Origin of the sequence: Paracoccus sp. C2R09 (genome assembly GCF_018860625.1) — a bacterium.
Taxonomy (GTDB): Bacteria; Pseudomonadota; Alphaproteobacteria; order Rhodobacterales; family Rhodobacteraceae; genus Paracoccus.
Genome location: NZ_JAHKQB010000014.1, coordinates 64,684 through 86,791 on the forward strand (window position 1 = coordinate 64,684; position 22,108 = coordinate 86,791).

The following is a 22,108-nucleotide window of genomic DNA, read 5'->3' on the forward strand; positions in this document are numbered from 1 at the left end:
TTTCGTTGGAATTCGGACAAACTGCGGCAATGATTGACCACAAGAGTGGCGGAACGTCATCGGGGGCAGGGGAGGCCCGCGGTGGCAGGCGCGTTCCGCGCACCGAGGGAGGAGACATGACGGACAGCCAGACGCCCTCGGGCGAATTGCGTTCGATACCCGCGCTTCTGGCGCGGAACGTGGCCCGCTTCGGCCACAGGCCGGCCTATCGCGAAAAGGAATACGGCATCTGGCAGAGCTGGACCTGGTCCGAGGCCGCCGAGGAGATCCGCGCATTGGCCCTGGGCCTGCTGGGGCTGGGGCTGAAGCCCGGCGATCATGTCGCCATCATCGGCCGCAACCGCCCCGCCCATTACTGGGGCATGGTCGCCGCACAGATGTGCGGCGCCGTTCCGGTGCCGCTGTATCAGGACGCCGTCGCCGAGGAGATGGCCTATGTGCTGGGCCATTGCCGCGCGCGCTTCGTGATCTGCGGCGACCAGGAACAGGTGGACAAGGTCCTCGAGGTCGCCCGCAGCGTCGAGGGGATCGACCAGATCCTCTATACCGACAAGCGCGGCATGCGGAAATACGACCATGGCCGCATGAACCCGCTGGCCGATATCCAGGCCGAGGGGCGGGCCGCGAAGCAGCGCCTGCAGGACGAACTGGACGCGCGCATCGCCGCGCTGGATTACGACGGCACCTGCGTCATGCTCTATACCAGCGGGACGACGGGCAAGCCCAAGGGCGTGGTCCTGTCCAACCGCAACATCATCGAGACCGCGAGGAACAGCGCCGATTTCGACCGGCTGGACCGAAGAGAGGAGATCGTCGCCTATCTGCCGATGGCATGGGTGGGCGATTTCATCTTCTCGATGGGGCAGGCCATGTGGTGCGGCTTCACCGTGAACTGCCCCGAGGGCGCGCACACGATGATGACCGACCTGCGGGAGATCGGTCCGACCTATTTCTTCGCCCCGCCCCGCGTCTTCGAGGGGCAGCTGACCAGCGTGATGATCCGCATGGAGGATGCGGGCCGGCTGAAGCGCGCGATGTTCCACCGCTTCATGAACGTGGCCCGCCGTGTCGGACCCGCGCTGCTGGACGGGCGCCCCGTCGGCTGGGGCGACCGCATCGCCTATGCCTTGGGCAACCTTCTGGTCTATGGCCCGCTGAAGAACACCCTGGGCTACAGCCGGATCCGCGTCGGATACACCGCGGGCGAGGCGATCGGCCCCGAGATCTTCGATTTCTACCGCAGCCTCGGGATCAACCTGAAGCAGCTCTATGGTCAGACCGAGGCGTCGGTCTTCATCACCCAGCAGCCCGACGGGCAGGTGCGATCGGACACGGTGGGCGTGCCCAGCCCCGGCGTCGAGCTGCGCATCGCGGACAGCGGAGAGGTTTTCTATCGCAGCCCCGGCACCTTCGTCGAATATTTCGCCAATCCCGAAAGCACCGCATCGACCAAGGACGCGCAGGGTTGGGTGGCCACCGGCGATGCGGGCTTCTTCGAGGAGGGCAGCGGCCATCTGCGGATCATCGACCGCGCCAAGGATGTGGGCAAGATGGCCGACGGGTCGATGTTCGCGCCCAAATATGTCGAGAACAAGCTCAAGTTCTATCCCGCCATCCTCGAGGCGGTGGTGATCGGCAACGGGCGCGACTTCTGCACCGCGATGCTGAACATCGACCTGACGGCTGTGGGCAACTGGGCGGAACGCAACAACATCGCCTATGCCAGCTACCAGGAACTGGCGGGCAATCCGCAGGTCTATGCGACGCTGCGCGAGCATGTCGAGGCGGTGAACCGTTCCGTGGCCGACGACCCGATGCTGTCGGGCTGCCAGATCCACCGCTTCCTGATCCTGCACAAGGAACTGGACCCCGACGACGGAGAGATGACGCGCACCCGCAAGGTCCGTCGCGCCGTCATCAGCGAGAAGTTCCACGATCTGGTCGACGCGCTCTATGACGGCAGCGCCCAGGTCCGCACCGAAACCGAGGTCACCTACGAGGACGGCCGCAAGGGCAGCATCAAGGCCGTGCTGCGGATCGAGGACGTGCCCGTCTTCGGCCAGGCCGGCGCACGAAAGGTGGCGGCGGAATGAACAGCATGACCGACGAATACGTGACCGAGGATGGCCGCCGCATCGGCGGGACCGTCATGGACCTGCGCAACATCACCCTGCGCTTCGGCGGCGTGGTGGCGATCAAGGATATCAGCTTCGACATCCGCCAGGGCGAGATCCGCGCGATCATCGGCCCGAACGGGGCGGGCAAGTCCTCGATGCTGAACGTCATCTCGGGGTTCTACAACCCGCAGGAGGGCGAGGTCTGGTTCAAGGGCCACCGCCGCGGGCCGATGCGCCCCTATCAGGTGGCGCGGCTGGGCATCGCCCGCACCTTCCAGAACATCGCGCTGTTCGACGGGATGAGCGTTCTGGACAACATCATGACCGGGCGCCTGAACCGCATGAAGGCGGGGTTCCTGTCGCAGGCCCTGTGGTGGGGCCGGGCCGAGCGCGAGGAGATCGAGAACCGCGAGGCGGTCGAGAAGATCATCGACTTCCTCGAGATCCAGAACATCCGCAAGACGCCGGTGGGACGGCTGCCCTACGGGCTGAAGAAGCGCGTGGAACTGGCGCGCGCGCTGGCCGCCGAACCGCAGCTGCTGCTGCTGGACGAACCGATGGCCGGCATGAATGTCGAGGAGAAGGAGGACATGTCCCGCTTCATCCTGGACGTGAACGACGAATTCGGCACCACGATCTGCCTGATCGAACACGACATGGGCGTGGTCATGGACCTGTCCGACCGCGTGGTCGTCATGGATTACGGCCGCAAGATCGGCGACGGCACCCCGGACGAGGTGCGCAACAACCAGGACGTCATCGACGCCTATCTGGGGGTGGCCCATGACTGATCTGTCCCCCGCACCCGCAGCCCCGAAAGGACGCATCTGATGGATCAGCTTATCTTCGCCGGAGAGGTCTTCCTGAACGGGCTGATGACGGGCGTCATGTACGCGCTGGTGGCGCTGGGCTTCGTGCTGATCTTCAAGGCCTCGGGGGTGTTCAACTATGCCCAAGGGGTGCTGGCGCTGTTCGCGGCGCTGACCCTGGTGGGCATCCAGCAGGGGCAGATCCCCTTTGCCCATCTGATCAACGCGGCCTTCGGTACCAGCCTGCACCATTTCGGCTGGACAGTTCCTGCCGTCCTGGCCATCGCCCTGACCGCCGGCGTCATGGTGCTTCTGGCCTTCCTGATCGAGAAACTGGTCCTGAAGCATCTGGTGGGCCAGGAACCCATCATCCTGTTCATGGCGACGATCGGGCTGGCCTATTTCCTGGAAGGCCTGGGCGACGTGATGTGGGGCGCCGACATCAAGACGCTGGACGTGGGCCTGCCGCAGGGGATCTCCGACACGATCGAGACCGCGACCGCGAACTGGTTCGGCTATGGCTTCTTCATCGACCGGCTGGACATCTGGGCCACGGTCATCGCGGCGGCGCTGGTCGCGGCGCTGGTCGCATTCTCGCAATACACCAAGCAGGGGCGCGCGATGCGGGCGGTGGCCGACGATCACCAGGCCGCGCTGTCGGTGGGCATCAGCCTGCGCTTCATCTGGGTGATGGTCTGGTCCATCGCGGGCTTCGTGGCGCTGGTCGCGGGCATCATGTGGGGCACGAAATCGGGGGTGCAGTTCAGCCTGTCGCTGATCGCGCTCAAGGCGCTGCCGGTGCTGATGCTGGGGGGCTTCACCTCGATCCCCGGCGCCATCGTCGGCGGGCTGATCATCGGCGTGGGCGAGAAGCTGTTCGAGTTCCTGATCGGTCCCATGGTGGGCGGCGCGACCGAGAACTGGTTCGCTTATGTCCTGGCGCTGCTGTTCCTCGTGTTCCGGCCCCAGGGCCTGTTCGGCGAACGCATCATCGAGAGGGTGTGACCATGGCCCGTATCAACGCAACCCGCAGGACCGAAGAGGCCACGGCATGATCTATCGCGAGGCAGGCGACTTCAAGACGAGCTACCGCTCGGACGGGCAGACCTTTCCGATCCGGCTGGACCGTTGGGGATATTACGCGGTGCTGGCCGTGGCCTTCGGGGTGATCCCCTTCGTCATCGACGACTACTGGGCCAATGCGGTCTTCGTGCCCTTCCTGATCTATGCGATCGCGGCGATCGGGCTGAACATCCTGACGGGCTATGCGGGCCAGGTCAGCCTGGGGACGGGCGGCTTCATGGCGGTGGGCGCCTATGCGGTCTACAAGCTGATGACCGCATTTCCCGACATCAGCATCGTGATCCACATCCTGCTGGCGGGCGGGATCACGGCGGCGGTCGGCGTACTGTTCGGCCTGCCCAGCCTGCGCATCAAGGGCTTCTATCTGGCGGTGGCGACGCTGGCCGCGCAGTTCTTCCTCGTGTGGCTCTTCAACAAGGTGCCGTGGTTCTACAACAACTCGGCCTCGGGGCAGATCACGGCGCCGACGCGCACGGTGCTGGACCAAGCCGTCACCGGACCGACCGCATCCGCCCCCGCGAAATACCTGATCTGCCTGGTGCTGGCCGTCGCCGTCGCATGGATGGCGCGCAACCTGACGCGCGGCACCATCGGGCGCAAGTGGATGGCCATCCGCGACATGGACATCGCGGCCGAGATCATCGGCGTGAACCCCCTGGCCGCGAAACTGTCGGCCTTCGCGGTCAGCAGCTTCTTCATCGGCATCGCGGGCGCGCTTCTGTTCGCTGTCTATCTGGGGGCGGCCGAGGTGGGCGAGGCCTTCGGCATCAACAAGAGCTTCCTGGTGCTGTTCATGATCATCATCGGGGGGCTGGGCAGCATCTTCGGCAGCTTCGCGGGCGCGGCCTTCCTGGTGCTGCTGCCGGTGCTGCTGAAGAACACGCTGGTCGGCGGCTTCGGATGGCCCACCGATCTTGCCGCCCATATCGAACTGATGGTCGTCGGCGCGCTGATCGTGACCTTCCTGATCGTCGAGCCCCACGGCCTTGCGCGGCTGTGGCGGTTGGCCAAGGACAAGCTGCGCCTCTGGCCGTTCCCGCACTGAACCCTGCGCCTTCGAAAGACCGGGCAACCGGCAGAACATCTCTGGGAGGAGAAAACCGATGAAGACGACTGTCCCCGCATTGGCCGCCGCCGTCATGATGGCCGCAAGCCCGGTCATGGCCGATCTGGTGGTGCCCAACATGTCCTATCGCACCGGGCCCTATGCCGCGAACGGCATCCCCTATGCCGACGGCTTCTCGGATTACTTCACGCTGCTGAACGAACGCGACGGCGGCATCGGCGGGCAGCTGATCCAGGTCCCCGAATGCGAGACGGCCTACAACACCGAGAAGGGGGTCGAGTGCTACGAGTCGCTGAAATCGCAGAACCCGCTGGTGCTGAACCCGCTGTCCACGGGCATCACCTACCAGCTGATCCCCAAGGCCTCGGTCGATGACATCGTGCTCTATACGCCGGGCTACGGGCGGACCTCGGCCAAGAACGGCGAGGTGTTCAGGTGGGTCTTCAACGCGCCCGCCAATTACTGGGACGGGGCATCGGTCGCGGTCAGCCACATCCTGGAACAGGAAGGCGGCGATCTGTCGGGCAAGAAGATCGCGCTGGTCTATCACAACAGCGCCTATGGCAAGGAACCGATCCGCACCCTGCAGGGCCTGTCCGAGAAGCACGGCTTCGAGCTGGTCGAACTGCCCGTCGACGCGCCCGGCCAGGAACAGAAGTCGCAATGGCTGCAGATCCGCCGCGAGAAGCCCGATTACGTCATCATGTATGCCTGGGGCGTCATGAACCAGGTCGCCATCCAGGAGGCCGTGAACATCCGCTTTCCGATGGACAAGTTCGTCGGCATCTGGTGGTCGGGTTCGGAAAACGACGTGACGCCCGCGGGCGCGGGTGCCGACGGCTACAAGTCGCTGACCTTCCACGGCGTGGGGCAGGACTATCCGCTCTATGACGATCTGCGGACGCATGTCCTCGATGCGGGTAAGGCCGCGGGTGCGGGCGACCAGATGGGCAACGTGATCTATTCCCGCGGCGTCTATGCCGCCGTCGTCATCGCCGAGGCCATCGCCAAGGCGCAGGAGCTGGCCGGCACGTCCGAGATCGACGGCGCGCAGCTGCGCGACGGCTTCGAGGCGCTGGAGATCACCCCCGAGCGCATGGCCGAGCTGGGCCTGCCCGATTTCGGCCAGCCCATCGCGCTGAGCTGCCAGAACCATGGCGGCGACGGGCTGGGCCGCATCCAGCAATGGAATGCGGGGGCGGGCGAATGGAGCCTGATCACCGACTGGATCGAACCCGATGCCGAGATCCTGCAGCCGTTGGTCGACGAGGACAGCGCCGCCTATGCCCAGGAAGCGGGCATCGAGCCAGGCTGCAACTGACGCGATACGGGGCCGGCGGGATCTCCGCCGGTCCGCCATGCCGGAAAGGGGATGCCCCATGTTCGATGCCGAACGACAAGAGACCCTGCTCGAGGTGAACAACGTCGAGGTCATCTACAACCACGTCATCCTGGTGCTGAAGGGCATCAGCCTGAAGGTGCCCAAGGGCGGCATCACGGCGATCCTGGGCGGCAACGGTGCGGGCAAGACCACCACGCTCAAGGCGATATCGAACCTGCTGGCCAGCGAACGCGGCGAGGTGACGAAGGGGTCGATCAGCTATCGCGGGGACAGGATATCGGACCTGAACCCGGCGGCGCTGGTCAAGCGCGGCGTGATCCAGGTGATGGAGGGCCGCCGCTGCTTCGAGCATCTGACCGTCGAGGAGAACCTGCTGACCGGTGCCTATACCCGCGGCGACGGATCGGCGGCCATCAGGCGGGACCTGGAGATGGTCTACGATTATTTCCCGCGCCTGCGCGAAAGGCGCCGCAGTCAGGCGGGATACACCTCGGGTGGGGAACAGCAGATGTGCGCCATGGGTCGCGCGCTGATGTCGCGCCCCGAGATGATCCTGCTGGACGAACCCTCGATGGGGCTGGCGCCGCAGCTGGTCGAACAGATCTTCCAGATCGTGAAGGCCGTGAACGAGGGCGAGGGGACGACCTTCCTGCTGGCCGAACAGAACACCAATGTCGCGCTGCGATACGCCCATTACGGATACATCCTGGAGAACGGGCGCATCGTCATGGACGGCCCCGCCGCCCAGCTGCGCGAGAACCCCGACGTCAAGGAATTCTACCTGGGCATGTCCGACGAGGGGCGCAAGTCCTTCCGCGACGTGCGCAGCTATCGCCGGCGCAAGCGCTGGCTGGCCTGAAGGACGACGCCATGAGCCATTACGACGACCTGGAAACCCGTGACGAGGCGGCACGGGGCGATGCCCTTGCGACCGGGCTTCCTGCCGCGATCGCGCGTGCCCGGACCGCCCCCGCGCTGGCCCGCCTGCTGCGGGACGTGGACCCCGCGACGGTCACGGACCGCGCCGCGCTGGCCCGCCTGCCGGTCATCCGCAAGGCCGAGCTGTCGGCTGCGCAGCAGCGCCAGCCCCCCTTCGGCGGCTTCACCACGCGGCTGGCATCCGAATTCGATCATGTCTTCCAGAGCCCGGGCCCGATCTACGAACCCGGGCGGCGCGAGGGCGATTGGTGGCGGCTGGGACGGTTCCTGCACGCCTCCGGGGTGGGGCGCGGCGACATCGTGCACAACTGCTTCGGATACCATCTGACCCCCGCCGGCATGATGTTCGAGAGCGGCGCGCGCGCCGTCGATGCGGCAGTGCTGCCCGCGGGCGTCGGCCAGACCGAACTGCAGGTCCGCGCCGCCGTCGATATCGGAACCACCTGCTACGCGGGCACGCCCGATTTCCTCAAGGTGATCCTGGATCGCGCCGATCAGATGAACGAGACGCTGTCCTTCACCCGTGCGGTCGTGGGGGGCGGGGCGCTGTTTCCGTCGCTGCGTCAGCTCTATGCGGACCGGGGGATCGTGACGCGGCAATGCTATGCCACTGCCGATCTGGGCAATATCGCCTATGAATCCGAGGCGCTGGAGGGGATGATCGTGGAGGAGGGCGTCATCGTCGAGATCGTGCGCCCCGGCACCGGCGACCCCGTCCCCGATGGCGAGGTGGGCGAGGTCGTCGTGACCACGCTGAACCCGGATTACCCGCTGGTGCGCTTCGCGACGGGCGATCTGTCCGCGGTGCTGCCGGGGATCAGCCCCTGCGGGCGGACCAACATGCGCATCACGGGCTGGATGGGACGCGCCGATCAGACGACCAAGATCAAGGGCATGTTCGTGCGCCCCGAACAGGTCGCGGCGCTTGTCGCCCGCCACCCCGAGATCGCCCGCGCCCGCGTCATCGCTGACCGGCAAGGAGAGATGGACGTGATGACCGTTCAGCTGGAAACGGCCGCCGCCGGGGGCGATTACGATGCCACGATCATGGATACGCTGAAGCTGCGCGGTCAGGTGGAACTGATGGCCCCGGGCAGCCTGCCAAATGACGGGCGCGTGATCGAGGATCGGCGCAGCTACGACTGACCGAATGCGGGGCATTTGACCGACCGCCTTGCCTGATGCGCCGCTTGGTCCAATCTGGTGCGATCGGATCAGATCGGGGAATGCCATGCCTGCGGGACGTGAAACGTCGCCCATCATCATCAAGCGGGTCGAGGGCGCGCCCGAGGCCGGTCATCACGGCGGCGCGTGGAAGGTGGCCTATGCCGATTTCGTGACGGCGATGATGGCCTTCTTCCTGCTGATGTGGCTGCTGAACGCCACGACCGAGGAACAGCGCAACGGGCTGGCGCAGTATTTCTCGCCCTCGATCACCAAGACGCCGGGCGCGGGCAGCGGCATGTCGGGCGAAGGCATAGAACATGGCGTCCGCCACGCGATCGAGGCCCCTGTGCCCGACAGCGACAAGGCGGGCGATTTCGACCAGATCGCGAAGGCCGTGCAGGACGCGCTGACCGGGACGGGGGCCGAATCCATGCAGATGCAGAACCTGCTGAAGCATGTGGTCACCCGCATGACCGACGAGGGTCTGGTGATCGAGGTGGGCGATCTGACCGATGCGCCCCTGTTCATCGAGGATACAGCCCAGCCCACGACCGAGCTGGTGCAGCTGGCGGGGATCCTGTCGAACGTGCTGCGCCACACCCGCAATCAGCTGGGCGTGGCGGGCCATGTCAGATCCTATCCCGAGATGCTGGTCGCCTCGCCCGTCTGGGCGCTGTCGGATGCGCGCGCCCATGCGATGCGCAACCTGATGGAGGGGCGCGATTTCGATCCGAAGCGATTCGAACGCGTCACCGGCTATGCCGATCGTCGGAACAGGTCGTCGAACCCGATGGACCCCGGGAACAATCGGATCGAAGTCATTTTACTAAGATAGGTTCGGGCAGGGGGCGGGATTATCCGAATCTTAAACCCTTGCAGGTCAGACTGACGGCAACGAGGTTTCACAAGGATTGCCGTCCATGTCCATGTCATCTGCCATGAATGCCAGCGTTGCGGGTCTGTCGGCGAATTCGTCCCGACTCGCGACGATCTCCGACAATATCGCCAACTCTTCCACCTATGGCTACAAGCGCGTCACGACCGAATTCGACTCGTTGGTCGTAGGCAGCGGGACGGGCCTCTATACCGCTGGCGGGGTGCGATCCAGCACGCAGCGGGTCGTCGATCAGGACGGTGCCATCGTCACCTCGACCGCGGCGCTGGATCTGGCGATCTCGGGGCGGGGCATGTTGCCTGTCACCAGCATCGCGGATGCCACGGGCACGGATGCACCGGGCATGATGATGACCCGCACCGGCTCCTTCTCGCCCGATGCGAACGGCATCCTGCGCAGCTCGAACGGGCTGGTGCTGATGGGCTGGCCCACGACCTCGGATGGCAGCCTGGGGGCGGTGTCGCGCGATACCTCGGGCTCGCTGGAGCCGATCCGCATCGATGCCACCACGCCGGTGGGCGATCCGACGACGGCGGTCTCTTTGGGGCTGAACCTGCCCGCCACCGCCACCCGTGCCGATGGCGACGCATCGGTCCTGCCGCTGCGGGTCGAGTATTACGGCAATCTCGGCACGACCGAGGCGTTGGACATCGAGTTCACCCCGATCCAGGGCGCCGACAACACCATGACGAACCGCTGGTCCGTTTCGGTCAGCGACAGCCAGTCCGAGACGAACCCGATCGCGACATTCGAGGTGACCTTCGACGACAGCCAAGCCAATGGCGGTTCGATCCAGACGGTGACCTCGGGGACCGGCGGCGTCTATGACGAGGCGACGGGAACGATCCCGCTGACCGTCGGCGGCGGACAGATCGACCTGTTCATCGGCAATTCGGACAGCGCAGGCGGGCTGAAGCAGCTTGCGACCGGCTTCTCGCCCTCGAACATCGCCAAGGACGGATCGCCCGTGGGCAAGCTGGTCAATGTCGAGATGGATGACCAGGGCTATCTGATGGCGACCTACGACACCGGGGCGGTCAAGTCGCTCTACAAGGTGCCGGTGGTGGACGTGCCGAACCTGAATGGCCTGGTCGCGCAAGAGGGGCAGGCATTCACCGCATCCCCCGAATCCGGTGCGTTCTACCTGTGGGACAGCGGCGACGGCCCGACCGGGTCGATCTTGGGCTATGCGCGCGAAAGCTCGACCACCGACATCGCGCAGGAGCTGACTTATCTGATCACCACGCAGCGGGCCTATTCGTCCAACGCCAAGATCATTCAGACGGTCGACGAGATGCTGCAGGAAACCACCAACATCAAGCGCTGAGCGCAAGCCCCGAGGGAGATACGGGATGAGCATTGCACAGGCCATTTCCAGCGCCATGTCGGGGCTGACGGCCACCGCGCGCGGCACCGAAACGGTCGCCGCGAACCTCGCCAACGCCATGACGCCCGGCTATGCCCGTCGGGAAACGGTCATCAGCGCCCAGACGCAGGGGGCGGCCGGCGGCGTGCGGGTGGACGGCATCGCGCGGATCGTCAACGCGACGCTTCTGAACGAAAGCCGCATCGCCTCGTCCTCGGGTCAGGAGGCTGGCGTGATCTCGGCCTTTCAGGTGTCGATGGAAGGGCGGATCGGCCTGCCGGGAGAGGCGAGCGCGCTGAGCACCGCGCTGAGCGATTTCCAGAACGCGCTGACATCCGCCGCGACGCGCCCGGATGACGAGATCCGCCTGACCCAGCTTGCCAGCGCGGCCTCGACGCTGGCGGGGCGGCTGAATACGGCATCCGATGCGGTCCAGGCCGCGCGGGGTGCCGCGCAGACGGCGATCGCCACGGATGTGGAGACGCTGAACGGATCGCTGGAACGGGTGGCGTATCTGAACACGCGCATCGCGGCGTTGGATGCCGATGGTACCGATGCCTCGGTCCTGCGCGACGAAAGGCAGTCGGCCATCGACCGCATCGCGGCCATCGTGCCCGTGCAGGAGGTTGCGCGCGACGGCGGCAAGGTCGCCCTGTTCACCGCCGAGGGTGCGGTCCTGCTGGACGGGAACATTCCCGCCAGCTTCGGTTTTCAAGGCGCGGGGCAGGTCACGGCCGACCAGGAAGTCGGCGCCGGCCTGCAGCTTCTGACCTTCAACGGCAAGGCGCTGGATGCCGGGCAGATGAAGATGTTCGCGGGCGGGTCGCTGTCGGCGCAGTTCACGATCCGGGATCAGCTTGCGCCCCAGATGCAGGCCGAACTGGATGCGCTGGCACTGGATCTGCACGACCGCATGCTGCCCGCGGATGGCGGTGCCGGCGTCTTTACCGATCAGGGCGCACCGGCCGATGCGGCGAACCTGACGGGGCTTGCGGGACGGCTGCGGCTGAACGCGGCTGCCGACACGCGCCAGGGGGGCAGCGCCACTTGGCTGCGCGATGGCGGGACGGGGACGGTCGCGGCGGGCGACGGGACGCGGCTCAACGCGCTGAACGAAGCCCTGAGCGATGCGCGCGCCGCGACGGGTGATGCGGACCTTGCCGGGAATGCCACGTTGGCCGACCGCTTCGGCACGATCGAGGCGCGCGTCTCGACCCGCCGCATCGACGCCGAGAGCGACCTTTCGATCCGGCAGGCGCGGGTCGAGACGATCTCGGGCAGCCTGCTGGCCGATGGTGTCGATACCGATGCCGAGATGCAGAAACTGCTGCAATACGAACAAAGCTATGCCGCCAATGCGCGCGTCCTTGTCGCAATCGAGGACATGCTCGACCAGATCCTGAGGATGTGACCATGACAGTGACCGGAACCGGCGACCAGGCCCGCGCCTATGCGCTGCAGCTTTCGTCCAATCGGCTGAAATCGACGCTGAACACGCTGACGCGCGAAGTCGCCTCGGGTGAGGTGGCGGATCTGGGCCAGCGCGTGCAGGGCAATACCCGCACGCTGAACGATATCGAGACGCGGCTGTCCCAGACGCGCCAGCTGCAGCAGAACGGTTCCGAGGCCGCGAACCAGCTGGAAGGCCTGCAGAACATCTTCGAGGCGCTGCGCCTGACCACCGGCACGCTGGCGGTCGAACTGGTGTCGGACCCGCTGCTGCAGGGGGGCTTCTCGCTCCAGACGCGGATCACGCAGGGCGCCACCGCATTCGAGACCGTGGTCCAACAGTTGAACGGCATGAATGCCGGGCGCTTCCAGCTGTCGGGAACCGCGACCGATCAGCGCTCGCTGCCATCTTCGGCGCAGATGCTGGATCAGCTGCAGACGGCCATCGGCGGCGCGACCGATGCCGCCCAGATCGAGGCCGCGGTATCGGCATGGTTCGACGATCCGGCGGGGGGCTTCATGACGTCCTATGGTGGCAACCAGCAGCCGCGGACGATCCCCGTTTCGGAAGGCACCGAGATCGCGATCACCACCACCGCGGCCGATCCCGGCATTCGCGACATGCTCAAGGGGCTTGCGATGGTGGCGCTGATGGATCGGGGCGTGCTGGCGGGCGATCAGGCGGGACAGAAGGCGATGATACAGGCGGGGGGACAGGCGATGTTGACGGCGGATGGGGCGATCCTGGCCGAGATGGGCCGGATCGGCCTGCAGCAGGAGGTGGTCGAGCGCGCCAGCACGATCAACGGCGCGGCCATCGCCACGTTCGAGATCGCGCGCAGCGATATCCGCGGCGCCGATGCCTTCGAGACCGCCGCCGCCCTGACCGAGGTCGAGAGCCAGCTCGAGGCGCTCTATGCCGTGACGGCGCGGCTGTCGAAGCTGAGCCTGGTGGATTACCTGTGATGCGGGCGCTGATCTCGACCGTCCTGATCTGGGCCATGCTGGCAGGGGCGGGGTTCGCCGTGCCCGTACGGATCAAGGACTTGGCGGATTTCGACGGGGTGCGCGGCAACGACCTGGTGGGTTACGGCCTGGTCGTGGGCCTCGACGGAACGGGCGACGGGTTCCGCAACGCCCCCTTCACCGAAGAGATGCTGGCCGGCCTGTTGGAGCGGCTGGGCGTGAACGTCACCGATGACGCGCTGCGGTCCAAGAACGTCGCCGCCGTGATCGTGACCGCAACCCTGCCACCCTTTGCCCGGTCGGGCAGTCGGATCGACGTGAACGTCTCGGCCATCGGCGATGCCGGCAGTCTTCTGGGCGGCACGCTGGTCATGACGCCGCTGAAGGCGGCCGACGGCAACATCTATGCCGTGGCGCAGGGGTCGATCATCGCGGGTGGGGCTGCGGCTGCGGGCGATGCCGCGCGCGTGGTCGAGGGCGTGCCGACGACCGGCAAGATCCCTGTCGGCGGGCGCGTCGAGCGCGAGGTCGAGTTCGATTTCGCGGGGATCGACAACATTCGCATCGCGTTGCGCAATGCCGATTTCACCACTGCCACGCGGGTCGAGGATGCGATCAACCGCGACTTCGACCGTCAGCTTGCGATCACCCAGGACAGCGGGACCATCATGGTGAATTTTCGCAGCCTGGGCGATGTGAACCCCGCGCGGGTGTTGGGCCGGATCGAGAATCTGATGATCGAACCCGAAGATCGCGCGAAGGTCGTGATCGACCACAAATCGGGGACCATCGTCGTGGGCGAAAGGGTCCGCATATCGCGCGTGGCCGTATCGCAAGGCAACCTGACCCTGCGCGTGGCCGAGGCACCGGTGGTTTCGCAGCCCAACCCCTTCGCGCAGGGCGAAACGGTCACCGTCCCGCGCAGTGCGGTCGAACTGGAACAGGAACCGGGCATCGGCTTCGTCGAGGTCGCCGGAGAGACGAACCTGTCCGACCTGGTGGCCGGTCTGAACGCACTGGGGGTAAGGCCGCGCGACATGATCGACATCCTGAAATCGATCCATGCGGCCGGCGCACTCCATGCGGATCTGATCGTCGAGTGATCCCTAGCGCCAGCTGCCCGCCGCAGCCGAAAGGAACAGCGCGGTGGTTCCCGCCGCCGTCTGCCGATAGAGGCCCGCCTGCCGCAGCATCGCCGCGCAGCGCGGGCCGCTTGCGTCCAGCGCATCGGTGAAGCGGTCGAAGACCTGCCGGTTCGGAATGGTCAGCAGGTCCGCCACCGGTGCCAGGGCCGCCTGGTTCGAACGCAGCCATTTGCCGTAATCGCCCGCCATCAGCTTGCGCAAGCGGACGGCCATCGCCTGCGGGGTGTCGTTGCGTCCGACCTCGGAGCGGCCATGCTGACGATAGAGCAGGCAGGGCCGCGGATCATGGACCAGCGTGGCACCCGCGCCAGATGTGATCTGATAGGCCCACCAGTCATGCGACAGGACCTGCGCGCGGATCGCGGCGGGGGCCGCAAGCTGCAACAGCTCGACCGCGCGGGGCGAAAAGACCGAGGCATTGCCCGCCATGATCGCCTGCACCAGCGCGTTCCGAAACCCGAGCGGCCGCCGAAAGTGCCGCGAGCCCGTCAGCGGATGCAGGTTCTGATCGGTGATGACGGTGCGGGCGGCGTAGTGAACCGGCCCTACATCCGCGACATGGGGAAGCGCGCGGGTCAGCTTGTCGGGGAACCAGTGATCGTCCTGATCGCAGAAGGCCATGGCCGCCCCTTCGGGAACCTCGGCCAACATGGACAGGAAATTCGCGGTCGCCCCCTTCCGCGGTCCGCGTCGCAGGCGGACCTGGCCGTCGGGGCGGGATCGCGCGAATTCCCGCACGATCGCGACCGTATCGTCATCCGAGCCGTCATCCGAGACGATCAGGGACCAGTCGGCATGGCTCTGGGCCGCGATGCTGGCCAGCTGGCGCGGAAGATGCGCCGCCCCGCGATAGGTGGCCATCAGGATCACGATATGCTGCGACATGGGCCCCCTTCGGCATGCGTCGTCCGACGATGCTTTTGGCGCGGGCGGGCGGACATGACAAGGCCGCGCCCCATTTGCCGGGGCGCGGCCTCGATGCTCAGGGCGTCAGCCCTGCTGGCGGGCGATATCCTCGATCAGGACGGCTTCGATCGGCAGGTCGGTGACCCCCTGCGCGGCGGTCAGCAGATCCGCGCGCAGTTGCTCCAGGTTCCGATCCAGCGTGTAGTTCCCGTCGAACCCGCCGGTATTGGCATGGATCATCAATTGGCGCAGCAAAGCGTCGCGGAGCGAATGCTCCTTCTTCTGCAGCGCCTCGACGCTCTCGGCCCCGGTCTTCAGGGTCAGCGTCAGCACCATGATGTCATTCATGCTGCCATACCGGACCAGCGGCACGAAGAATTGCGACGGGAAGGTGAAGAAGGTCTCGGCCGAGGCGTGATCGCCGGATGCATGATCGTCGGATGCGTGGTCATCGGGGGCGGGTTCGCCATGCGCGGCCGGATCGGCCGGCGCGCGCAGCATGTCGCCCGCGAAGGCGCCCCCGACAAGCGCTGCGATGGGCAGCAGCACGGGAAGGATTTTCCGGATCATCTGGGACCTCAATACGGAAGCAGGATGTCGGCGATCTGCTGACCGTAGCGCGGCTGCTGGACATCGGTGATCTGCCCCCGCCCGCCATAGCTGATGCGCGCGCCCGCGATACGGTCATAGGCGATCTCGTTCTGGCGATCGATATCGCCCGGCCGCACGAAGCCGCTGACGGTCAGTTCGCGCAGTTCGAAGTTCACGCGGACCTCCTGCGTGCCCTGGATCTGCAGCGTGCCGTTCGGCAGCGTGTCGATCACGGTGGCCGCGACCCGCAATGTCAGCTGATCGCGACGAGAGATGTTGCCGCTGCCGCGATAGGTCGACGAAGACGAGGCATCCGCCAGTTCGTCGAAGCTTGCCCCCTCGGGCAGCTTGCGTTCCAGCCGCTGCGGGATGCCCGCCATCTGCGGGATCGACACGCTGTCCTTCGATGTCCGGTTGCGGTCGCTGCTGTTGGACAGCTCGGCGCTGTCGTCGATCTCGATCACGACGGTCAGGATGTCGCCGCGAATGGCCGCACGGCGGTCGCTGATCAGCGAACTGCCGCCCCCCGCCCAAAGCGACGCCGCGGCCTCGGGGCGGCCGGAATCGACGGGGATGTCCAGCGGCGGATTAGTCATCGCCATGAATTCCTCGGTCTGCTGGATCGGGGTCAGTTCGGGGGGCTGACCGATCTGCGCGGCGCGCCCGCAGGCCGTCAACGTCAGGGCAAGCGCAAGGAAATGGGCGGGTTTCACGGACATTCTGTCTTCCTTCGGGTGGCGTCAGCGGGGAACGGACAGGCTGCCATCTGGCATGACCTGCGCGGTGATCTGGGATTTCGAGCCAAGGTTCATGGCGCGGATCAGCTCTCCTTCCGCGCCGTCGGACAGGGCGCGGGCCTCGGTGTCGATGCGCAGCGATCCGCGCTGGAAGCTGAGCCGCACGATCTGGTTGCGGCTGATCAGCCTGGGGGCCTGCAGCATGTTGGCGTGAAGCGGGCGCCCCTCGTAGAGCGTGATGCGCGTCTGCATCCCGATCGCGGCGGACGGATCGGTCAGGCCGGGGCGGTCGGTGTCGATCGCGCGCAGATCGGCCGCCGTGACGATGGTGCCCGCGGGCAGGGTGCGCGCGGCGCCAAGGCCGCCGGCGGCAGCGATGCCCGGCATCAGGGCCAGTGCGATGATCAGAACCCGCATCAGCGCACCTGCGTCGTTGCGCTCATCATCTGGTCGGCGGCGGTGATGACCTTGGCATTCAGTTCATATCCGCGCTGCGCCTTGATCAGCTCGGTGATCTCGCGCACCGCATCGACCGAGCTTTCCTCGAGATAGCCCTGCCGCAGCGTGCCCAGGCCCTCTTCGCCCGGATCGACGACCTGCGCACCGCCCGAGGCCGCGGTCTCGATGAACAGGTTCGACCCGATCGCCTCGAGGCCCTTTTCGTTCGAGAAACCGGCAAGCGTGATCTGGCCCAGCAGTTCCGGTTCGACCCGGTCGTCGAAATAGGCGTGAACCTCTCCGCCCGCATTGATCGAGATGGCGCGCGCATCGTCGGGGATGGTGATCTCGGGGACCAGCGGATGCCCGTCCGAGGTGACGATCAGGCCGTCGGCGGACCGTTTCAGCCCCCCGTCGCGGGTATAGCCCGAGATCCCCGAAGGCAGCGTCACCTCCAGGTATCCCGCCCCTTCGATGGCGACGTCCAGATCGCCGCCGGTCTGGGTCAGGCCGCCCTGCTGCAGGTTCACGCTGACGGCGGTGGCACGCACCCCCAGCCCCAGCTGAACGCCTGCGGGGATGACGGTGCCGTCGGCGGCGGTCACGCTGCCGGGGCGGGCAGCCTGCTGGTAATGCAGGTCCGCGAATTCGGCGCGGCGGGCGTTGTAGCCGGTGGTGGACATGTTCGCGAGGTTGTTCGAGATGACCTCGACGCGGGTCTGCTGCGCGCTCATGCCGGTGGCGGCGATCTGCAGGGCTCTCATGGCGGTTCCTTAACGGGTCATGGCGGTGATCGCGCCGCGGATGCGCTGATCTTCGCGGTCAAGAAGGCTCTGGCCCAGCTCGTAGGCGCGCTGGACCTCGATCATGCGGGTGATCTCGAAGACGGGATCGACATTCGATTCCTCGAGGAAACCCTGGCGGATGCGGGCATCCTCGGCCGGTTCGGGATTGCCGGTGAAGGCGAAGGACGTGCCGCCCTGGCGGGTCAGATCCTGCGGGTCCGGCGCGGCGAACGTGCCGATCCTGCCAAAGGGCAGACCGTTCGACGACAGCGTCCCATCCGCGCCGACGACGACATTCGCCGCCCCCGCGGGCAGGATGATCGGGGCCTGGCCTTCGTCCATCAGGCGATGCCCGTCCGAGGTCATCAGCTCGCCCTCGGCCGAGGGGGTGAAGGCGCCTGCGCGCGTCAGGCGCAGCCCCTCGGGGGTCTCGATCATGAAGAAGCCGTCACCCTCGATCGCGAGATCCAGGTTGTTTCCGGTCTGCGTCAGGGCGCCCTGTTCCAGGTCCAGCAGCCTGCCGCGGGCATGGGCCATGGACAGCGTGTCGCCGCGCCCGTCCACGGCGGACAGATGTTCGGCAAAGATCACCCCTTCGCGGCGAAAGCCCGTGGTGTTCGCGTTGGCGATGTTGTTGGCCACCACGCGCATTTCGGCCAGAAGGCCCGATTGGCGCGTCAGCCCGGCATAGATCGCGTTGTCCATGGCTCAGCCCCCCGCGACCATCGGGATGATCTCGCCCAGATAGAAATCGGCCAGGGCGGTGGTCATGAAGCTCATGGAGACCCAGAAGACGACCAGCATCAGGCCCACCTTCGGCACGAAGGTCAGCGTCATCTCCTGGACCGAGGTCAGCGCCTGGAAGAGGCCGATGACCACGCCGGTGATCAGCGCCACCCCCAGCAGCGGGGCCGAGATGCGCACCGCGATCAGCAGGGCCTGGCGCAGCATGTCGAACAGGATCGCGTCACCCATCAGACCGGCATCCTCAGGATTTCCTGATAGGCCTCGACCACCTTGTCGCGGATGGCGGTGACGGACTGCATCGCCAGTTCGGCCTCGGCGATGGTCTGGACCAGCTGATGCGTGCTGCCCTGGCCGGTCATCGCGGCGGTGGCCGCCTGGTCGACCTGCGCCATCTGGGCGGCGAATTCCTCGGCTGCCTGTCCGGCACGGGCAAGGGGGGTGGCGGTGGCTTCGGGGGCCACGGCGGCCCGGGCGGCGCTGTAGGCGCTGGCGGCGTTCATTGTGGTGATCATGGGGTTCTCCTCAGCGGCGGATCAGGTCCAGAAGGGCGCCGCTCATCTCGCGGCTCTGTTCGAACATGCGAAGGTTGGCCTCGTAGCTGCGCCCGGCCTCGCGGGCATCGGCAAGCTCGATCACCAGGTCCACGTTCGAACCCTGGTAATATCCCTCGGCATCGGCCATCGGATGCGCGGGGTCGTGGATGCGGGGCAGCGCGCTGCGATCCAGCTGAACGGGGCCTGCCGCGACCTCGCCCGTGGGGCGGCCCATGGTCACGGCCTCCTCGAAGGCGACGAGCTTGCGGCGATAGCCGGGCGTGTCGGCATTGGCGATGTTTTCGGCGCTGTGGCGCAGCCGTTCGGACTGGGCCCGCATCCCCGACGCCGCAAGGCGCAGAGGCGAGATGGGTTCGCTCATTCTGATATCCCCGTTGTTCAGTTGCGACCAAGGCCGCTGCGCATCAGGTCGAGGCCCGACCGGAACACCGCCAGCGACAGGTCGTGCTGGCGCTTGACGTCGGCGGCGCGGACCAGTTCCTCCTCAAGCGAGACGGAATTGCCGTTGGGCGACATGGGCGCCCCCGTATCCGACAGCCGCGCGGCACCGGGCGTCCAGTCGGGCGCGGCCAGGTGGCGCGGGTCGGTGACCCGCAGATCGGCCGCACCGGCATAGGCATCCGTGAAATCGCCCAGATCCGTGGCGCGATATCCCGGCGTATCGGCATTCGCGATATTCCGGGCCGTGGCCACATGCCGGTCCGCCGCATGGGCGGTCAGGGCGCGGGCCATCCGCATCATTTCGATATTCTCAAACACGAGGCTTCTCCTCAGTTTCGATAAACCCGGTCTTAACCCCGAGTCGTTTAGAAAACCTTTCGTGAACCTGGAAAAACCGCGGGGCCGGAATGGACGCACTTCAATCGATCGCCGCACGCATTGCGCAGATGCCCGTCTGCACGCATCACGGTCGGGTGGCTGCGGTTCGGGCGGGACTGATCACGGTCGAGGGGCTGGGCGGTCGCGCCTCGGTCGGGGATCGCGTATCGATCACGCGCGACGGCCCCGCCCTGATGGGCGAGGTCGTGGGACTGGGCCCGCGCGACATGCAGGTCCTGCCCGAAGGCCCGGTCGAGGGTCTTTCGGTCGGGGCGGAGGTACTGCTGCTGCCCGCCCCCCGCATCGCGCCCTGCGATGCCTGGATCGGGCGCATCATCGACCCTTTCGGCAATCCGCTGGACGGACGCCCGCTGATCCGGGGCGGCGCGGCACGGGCATTCCGCGCCGATCCGCCGCCCGCTGCCGGTCGGCGGCGGCTGGGCGCACGGCTGGCGACGGGATTGGCCGTCTTCGACACGTTGCTGCCGCTGGTCGCCGGCCAGCGGATCGGCCTGTTCGCCGGGTCTGGCGTGGGGAAATCGACGCTGCTGGCGCAGATGGCGCGCGGGGTGCAGGCGGATGTCGTCGTCATCGCGATGATCGGCGAACGGGGACGAGAGCTGCGCGAATTCGTCGAACGCACGATGGGCCCCGAAGGCATGGCGCGCACCGTGGTCGTGGCGGCCACCTCGGACCAGTCGCCGCTGCTGCGTCGCCGCTGCGCATGGGCGGCCATGGCCGTGGCCGAACATTTCCGCGACCAGGGGCGGCATGTCCTGTTCCTTGCCGATTCCATCACCCGCTTCGCCGAGGCGCATCGAGAGATCGCGCTGTCGGCGGGCGAGGCGCCCAGCTATCGCGGGTTCCCGCCCTCGGTCTCGAACCTGATCATGGCGCTGGCCGAAAGGTCCGGCCCCGGCCCCGAGGGGTCGGGCGACATCACCGCCATCTTCAGCGTGCTGGTCGCAGGGTCGGACATGGAGGAGCCGGTCGCCGACATCCTGCGCGGCACGCTGGACGGGCACGTCGTGCTGGACCGCACCATCGCGGAACGTGGCCGGTTTCCCGCCGTCGATGTGGTCCGTTCGGTGTCCAGATCGCTGCCAGACGCCGCGACCGGGCCGCAGAACGCATTGATCGGCAAGGCCCGCGCCGCCCTCGGTGCCTATGCCGAATCCGAGCTGATGATTCGGGCGGGGCTTCATGCGCCGGGCTCGGATCCGCGCCTGGACGAGGCCGTGCGGCTCTGGCCCGGCCTCGACGATTTCGTCTCGCAACGCAGTCCCGGCGTCGATGAAAGCTTTGAGGCGCTTGGGCTGGCTCTGCGGTCCGGACGCCGTGCGGGGAACCGAAGCTGATTGATGAATGTTAGATAAGCCGAGCGGCCATTGAACCTAACGACTTGATTTGCCAGTTTTCCCCAGCCGCGGAAAGGAGCGGCAGACATGGCGATAACAGAGTACTTCATCCGCTTTCTCCAGCGGCGCGACATCCTGAGCGAAAGGGATCTGGAACGCCTGCGGGCGCTGCAGACCACTCATGTCGCATATGCCCCGGGCGAGGTGATCGTCCCGCGAGATCGCAGCGCACATCGCAGCTGCATGATGCTGCGCGGCCTGTCTGCACGTTCGCATCAGCTTGTGGGTCGCCCCGACGAACGGGTGATCACGGCGCTGCATGTGCCGGGCGATTTCGTGGACCTGCACGGCTTCGTCCTTGCGGGGCTGGAACATTCCGTCGTGGCCGTGGGCCATGCCGAGGTCGAGTTCATCGACCATTCCGAACTCCAGGAAATCACCGAGAATTTCCCCCATCTGACGCGGCTTCTGTGGATGGCAACGCTGATCGACGCAGCCGTTCATCGACAATGGCTGGTCGCCGCCGCCAGCCTTCGGTCCAGCGCGCATCTGGCCCATTTGCTATGCGAGATCTACACCCGCCTGAATGCGGTCGGGGCGGCGACGAACAACAGGTTCTGCCTGCCACTTCTGCAGCGCGAGCTGGCCGAGATCCTGGGCTACAGCCCCATCCATGTGAACCGCGCGGTGCGCGATCTGCGTGATCGGGGCCTGATCCGCTGGACCGGGACCGAGATCATGATCCTCGATTGGCCCGGTCTTGCGATGCTGGCACGGTTCGATCCGACCTATCTGGACCTGGAACGCCAAGGTCGCTGAGCACCGATGT

General features: G+C 66.5%; 24 protein-coding genes. 14 read left to right on the top strand and 10 right to left on the bottom strand.

The window, feature by feature from the left end; all coding sequences use genetic code 11:
* Window positions 1-116 precede the first annotated feature (116 nt).
* The 12 genes from KO490_RS04335 to KO490_RS04390 all read left to right on the top strand — a co-directional run bounded on the left by KO490_RS04335 (window position 117) and on the right by KO490_RS04390 (window position 14,302).
* Entirely contained in the window at window positions 117-2,093 is a 1,977-nt protein-coding gene (locus tag KO490_RS04335) for an AMP-binding protein (RefSeq protein ID WP_216018174.1), read from the top strand.
* A gap of 5 nt (window positions 2,094-2,098) precedes the next feature.
* Window positions 2,099-2,908, top strand: a complete 810-nt coding sequence (locus KO490_RS04340) for an ABC transporter ATP-binding protein (protein WP_216018439.1) — start codon at window positions 2,099-2,101, stop codon at window positions 2,906-2,908.
* A 36-nt stretch (window positions 2,909-2,944) separates the two neighbouring features.
* Window positions 2,945-3,931: a branched-chain amino acid ABC transporter permease gene (locus tag KO490_RS04345; RefSeq protein ID WP_216018440.1), complete on the top strand. Its 987-nt coding sequence runs from the start codon at window positions 2,945-2,947 to the stop codon at window positions 3,929-3,931.
* A 46-nt stretch (window positions 3,932-3,977) separates the two neighbouring features.
* Window positions 3,978-5,054: a branched-chain amino acid ABC transporter permease gene (locus tag KO490_RS04350; RefSeq protein ID WP_216018175.1), complete on the top strand. Its 1,077-nt coding sequence runs from the start codon at window positions 3,978-3,980 to the stop codon at window positions 5,052-5,054.
* A gap of 58 nt (window positions 5,055-5,112) precedes the next feature.
* Complete coding sequence (locus KO490_RS04355) at window positions 5,113-6,396, top strand: ABC transporter substrate-binding protein (protein WP_216018176.1); 1,284 nt, start codon at window positions 5,113-5,115, stop codon at window positions 6,394-6,396.
* Between the two features lie 58 nt (window positions 6,397-6,454).
* The gene (locus KO490_RS04360) at window positions 6,455-7,276 is read left to right on the top strand and encodes an ABC transporter ATP-binding protein (RefSeq protein ID WP_216018177.1); all 822 of its coding nucleotides are present in this window, start codon (window positions 6,455-6,457) and stop codon (window positions 7,274-7,276) included.
* Between the two features lie 11 nt (window positions 7,277-7,287).
* Complete coding sequence (locus KO490_RS04365; protein WP_216018178.1) at window positions 7,288-8,502, top strand: phenylacetate--CoA ligase family protein; 1,215 nt, start codon at window positions 7,288-7,290, stop codon at window positions 8,500-8,502.
* Between the two features lie 85 nt (window positions 8,503-8,587).
* The gene (locus KO490_RS04370; protein ID WP_216018179.1) at window positions 8,588-9,358 is read left to right on the top strand and encodes a flagellar motor protein MotB; all 771 of its coding nucleotides are present in this window, start codon (window positions 8,588-8,590) and stop codon (window positions 9,356-9,358) included.
* Between the two features lie 85 nt (window positions 9,359-9,443).
* Window positions 9,444-10,745: a flagellar hook protein FlgE gene (locus tag KO490_RS04375; RefSeq protein ID WP_216018180.1), complete on the top strand. Its 1,302-nt coding sequence runs from the start codon at window positions 9,444-9,446 to the stop codon at window positions 10,743-10,745.
* A gap of 25 nt (window positions 10,746-10,770) precedes the next feature.
* Entirely contained in the window at window positions 10,771-12,195 is a 1,425-nt protein-coding gene (gene flgK, locus KO490_RS04380) for a flagellar hook-associated protein FlgK (RefSeq protein WP_216018181.1), read from the top strand.
* A 2-nt stretch (window positions 12,196-12,197) separates the two neighbouring features.
* Complete coding sequence (locus KO490_RS04385) at window positions 12,198-13,199, top strand: flagellin (RefSeq protein ID WP_216018182.1); 1,002 nt, start codon at window positions 12,198-12,200, stop codon at window positions 13,197-13,199.
* The gene (locus KO490_RS04390) at window positions 13,199-14,302 is read left to right on the top strand and encodes a flagellar basal body P-ring protein FlgI (RefSeq protein WP_216018183.1); all 1,104 of its coding nucleotides are present in this window, start codon (window positions 13,199-13,201) and stop codon (window positions 14,300-14,302) included. Before KO490_RS04385 ends, KO490_RS04390 begins: the two co-directional genes overlap by 1 nt.
* A gap of 3 nt (window positions 14,303-14,305) precedes the next feature.
* Here the strand turns inward: KO490_RS04390 and KO490_RS04395 are convergent, their stop codons facing one another.
* The 10 genes from KO490_RS04395 to KO490_RS04440 all read right to left on the bottom strand — a co-directional run bounded on the left by KO490_RS04395 (window position 14,306) and on the right by KO490_RS04440 (window position 19,861).
* On the bottom strand, window positions 14,306-15,229 hold the full coding sequence (locus KO490_RS04395) for a glycosyltransferase (protein ID WP_216018184.1): 924 nt from the start codon (window positions 15,227-15,229) through the stop codon (window positions 14,306-14,308).
* Window positions 15,230-15,334: 105 nt separating this feature from the next.
* Window positions 15,335-15,820: a hypothetical protein gene (locus KO490_RS04400; protein WP_216018185.1), complete on the bottom strand. Its 486-nt coding sequence runs from the start codon at window positions 15,818-15,820 to the stop codon at window positions 15,335-15,337.
* 8 nt (window positions 15,821-15,828) lie between these two features.
* Window positions 15,829-16,560, bottom strand: coding sequence for a flagellar basal body L-ring protein FlgH (gene flgH / locus KO490_RS04405; protein WP_216018186.1), 732 nt, complete (start codon window positions 16,558-16,560; stop codon window positions 15,829-15,831).
* A 21-nt stretch (window positions 16,561-16,581) separates the two neighbouring features.
* Complete coding sequence (gene flgA / locus KO490_RS04410) at window positions 16,582-16,995, bottom strand: flagellar basal body P-ring formation chaperone FlgA (protein ID WP_216018187.1); 414 nt, start codon at window positions 16,993-16,995, stop codon at window positions 16,582-16,584.
* Window positions 16,995-17,780 (bottom strand): flagellar basal-body rod protein FlgG, encoded by a 786-nt coding sequence (gene flgG / locus KO490_RS04415; protein ID WP_216018188.1) that lies wholly within the window; start codon window positions 17,778-17,780, stop codon window positions 16,995-16,997. Before flgG ends, flgA begins: the two co-directional genes overlap by 1 nt.
* Before the next feature lie 9 nt (window positions 17,781-17,789).
* Window positions 17,790-18,506: a flagellar hook-basal body complex protein gene (locus tag KO490_RS04420; RefSeq protein ID WP_216018189.1), complete on the bottom strand. Its 717-nt coding sequence runs from the start codon at window positions 18,504-18,506 to the stop codon at window positions 17,790-17,792.
* 3 nt (window positions 18,507-18,509) lie between these two features.
* Window positions 18,510-18,776, bottom strand: coding sequence for a flagellar biosynthetic protein FliQ (locus KO490_RS04425; protein ID WP_216018190.1), 267 nt, complete (start codon window positions 18,774-18,776; stop codon window positions 18,510-18,512).
* Window positions 18,776-19,060 carry a flagellar hook-basal body complex protein FliE gene (locus tag KO490_RS04430; RefSeq protein WP_216018191.1) on the bottom strand — a complete coding sequence of 95 codons (285 nt, stop codon included), beginning with the start codon at window positions 19,058-19,060 and terminating at the stop codon, window positions 18,776-18,778. The genes KO490_RS04425 and KO490_RS04430 overlap by 1 nt, the downstream gene beginning before the upstream one ends.
* 10 nt (window positions 19,061-19,070) lie before the next feature.
* Window positions 19,071-19,463, bottom strand: coding sequence for a flagellar basal body rod protein FlgC (gene flgC, locus KO490_RS04435; protein WP_216018192.1), 393 nt, complete (start codon window positions 19,461-19,463; stop codon window positions 19,071-19,073).
* A 17-nt stretch (window positions 19,464-19,480) separates the two neighbouring features.
* Entirely contained in the window at window positions 19,481-19,861 is a 381-nt protein-coding gene (locus KO490_RS04440) for a FlgB family protein (protein WP_216018193.1), read from the bottom strand.
* A gap of 89 nt (window positions 19,862-19,950) precedes the next feature.
* Between KO490_RS04440 and KO490_RS04445 the strand changes: the two genes are divergently transcribed.
* Complete coding sequence (locus tag KO490_RS04445; protein WP_216018194.1) at window positions 19,951-21,279, top strand: FliI/YscN family ATPase; 1,329 nt, start codon at window positions 19,951-19,953, stop codon at window positions 21,277-21,279.
* Window positions 21,280-21,366: 87 nt separating this feature from the next.
* Window positions 21,367-22,098, top strand: coding sequence for a Crp/Fnr family transcriptional regulator (locus KO490_RS04450; protein ID WP_216018195.1), 732 nt, complete (start codon window positions 21,367-21,369; stop codon window positions 22,096-22,098).
* Window positions 22,099-22,108: the final 10 nt, after the last annotated feature.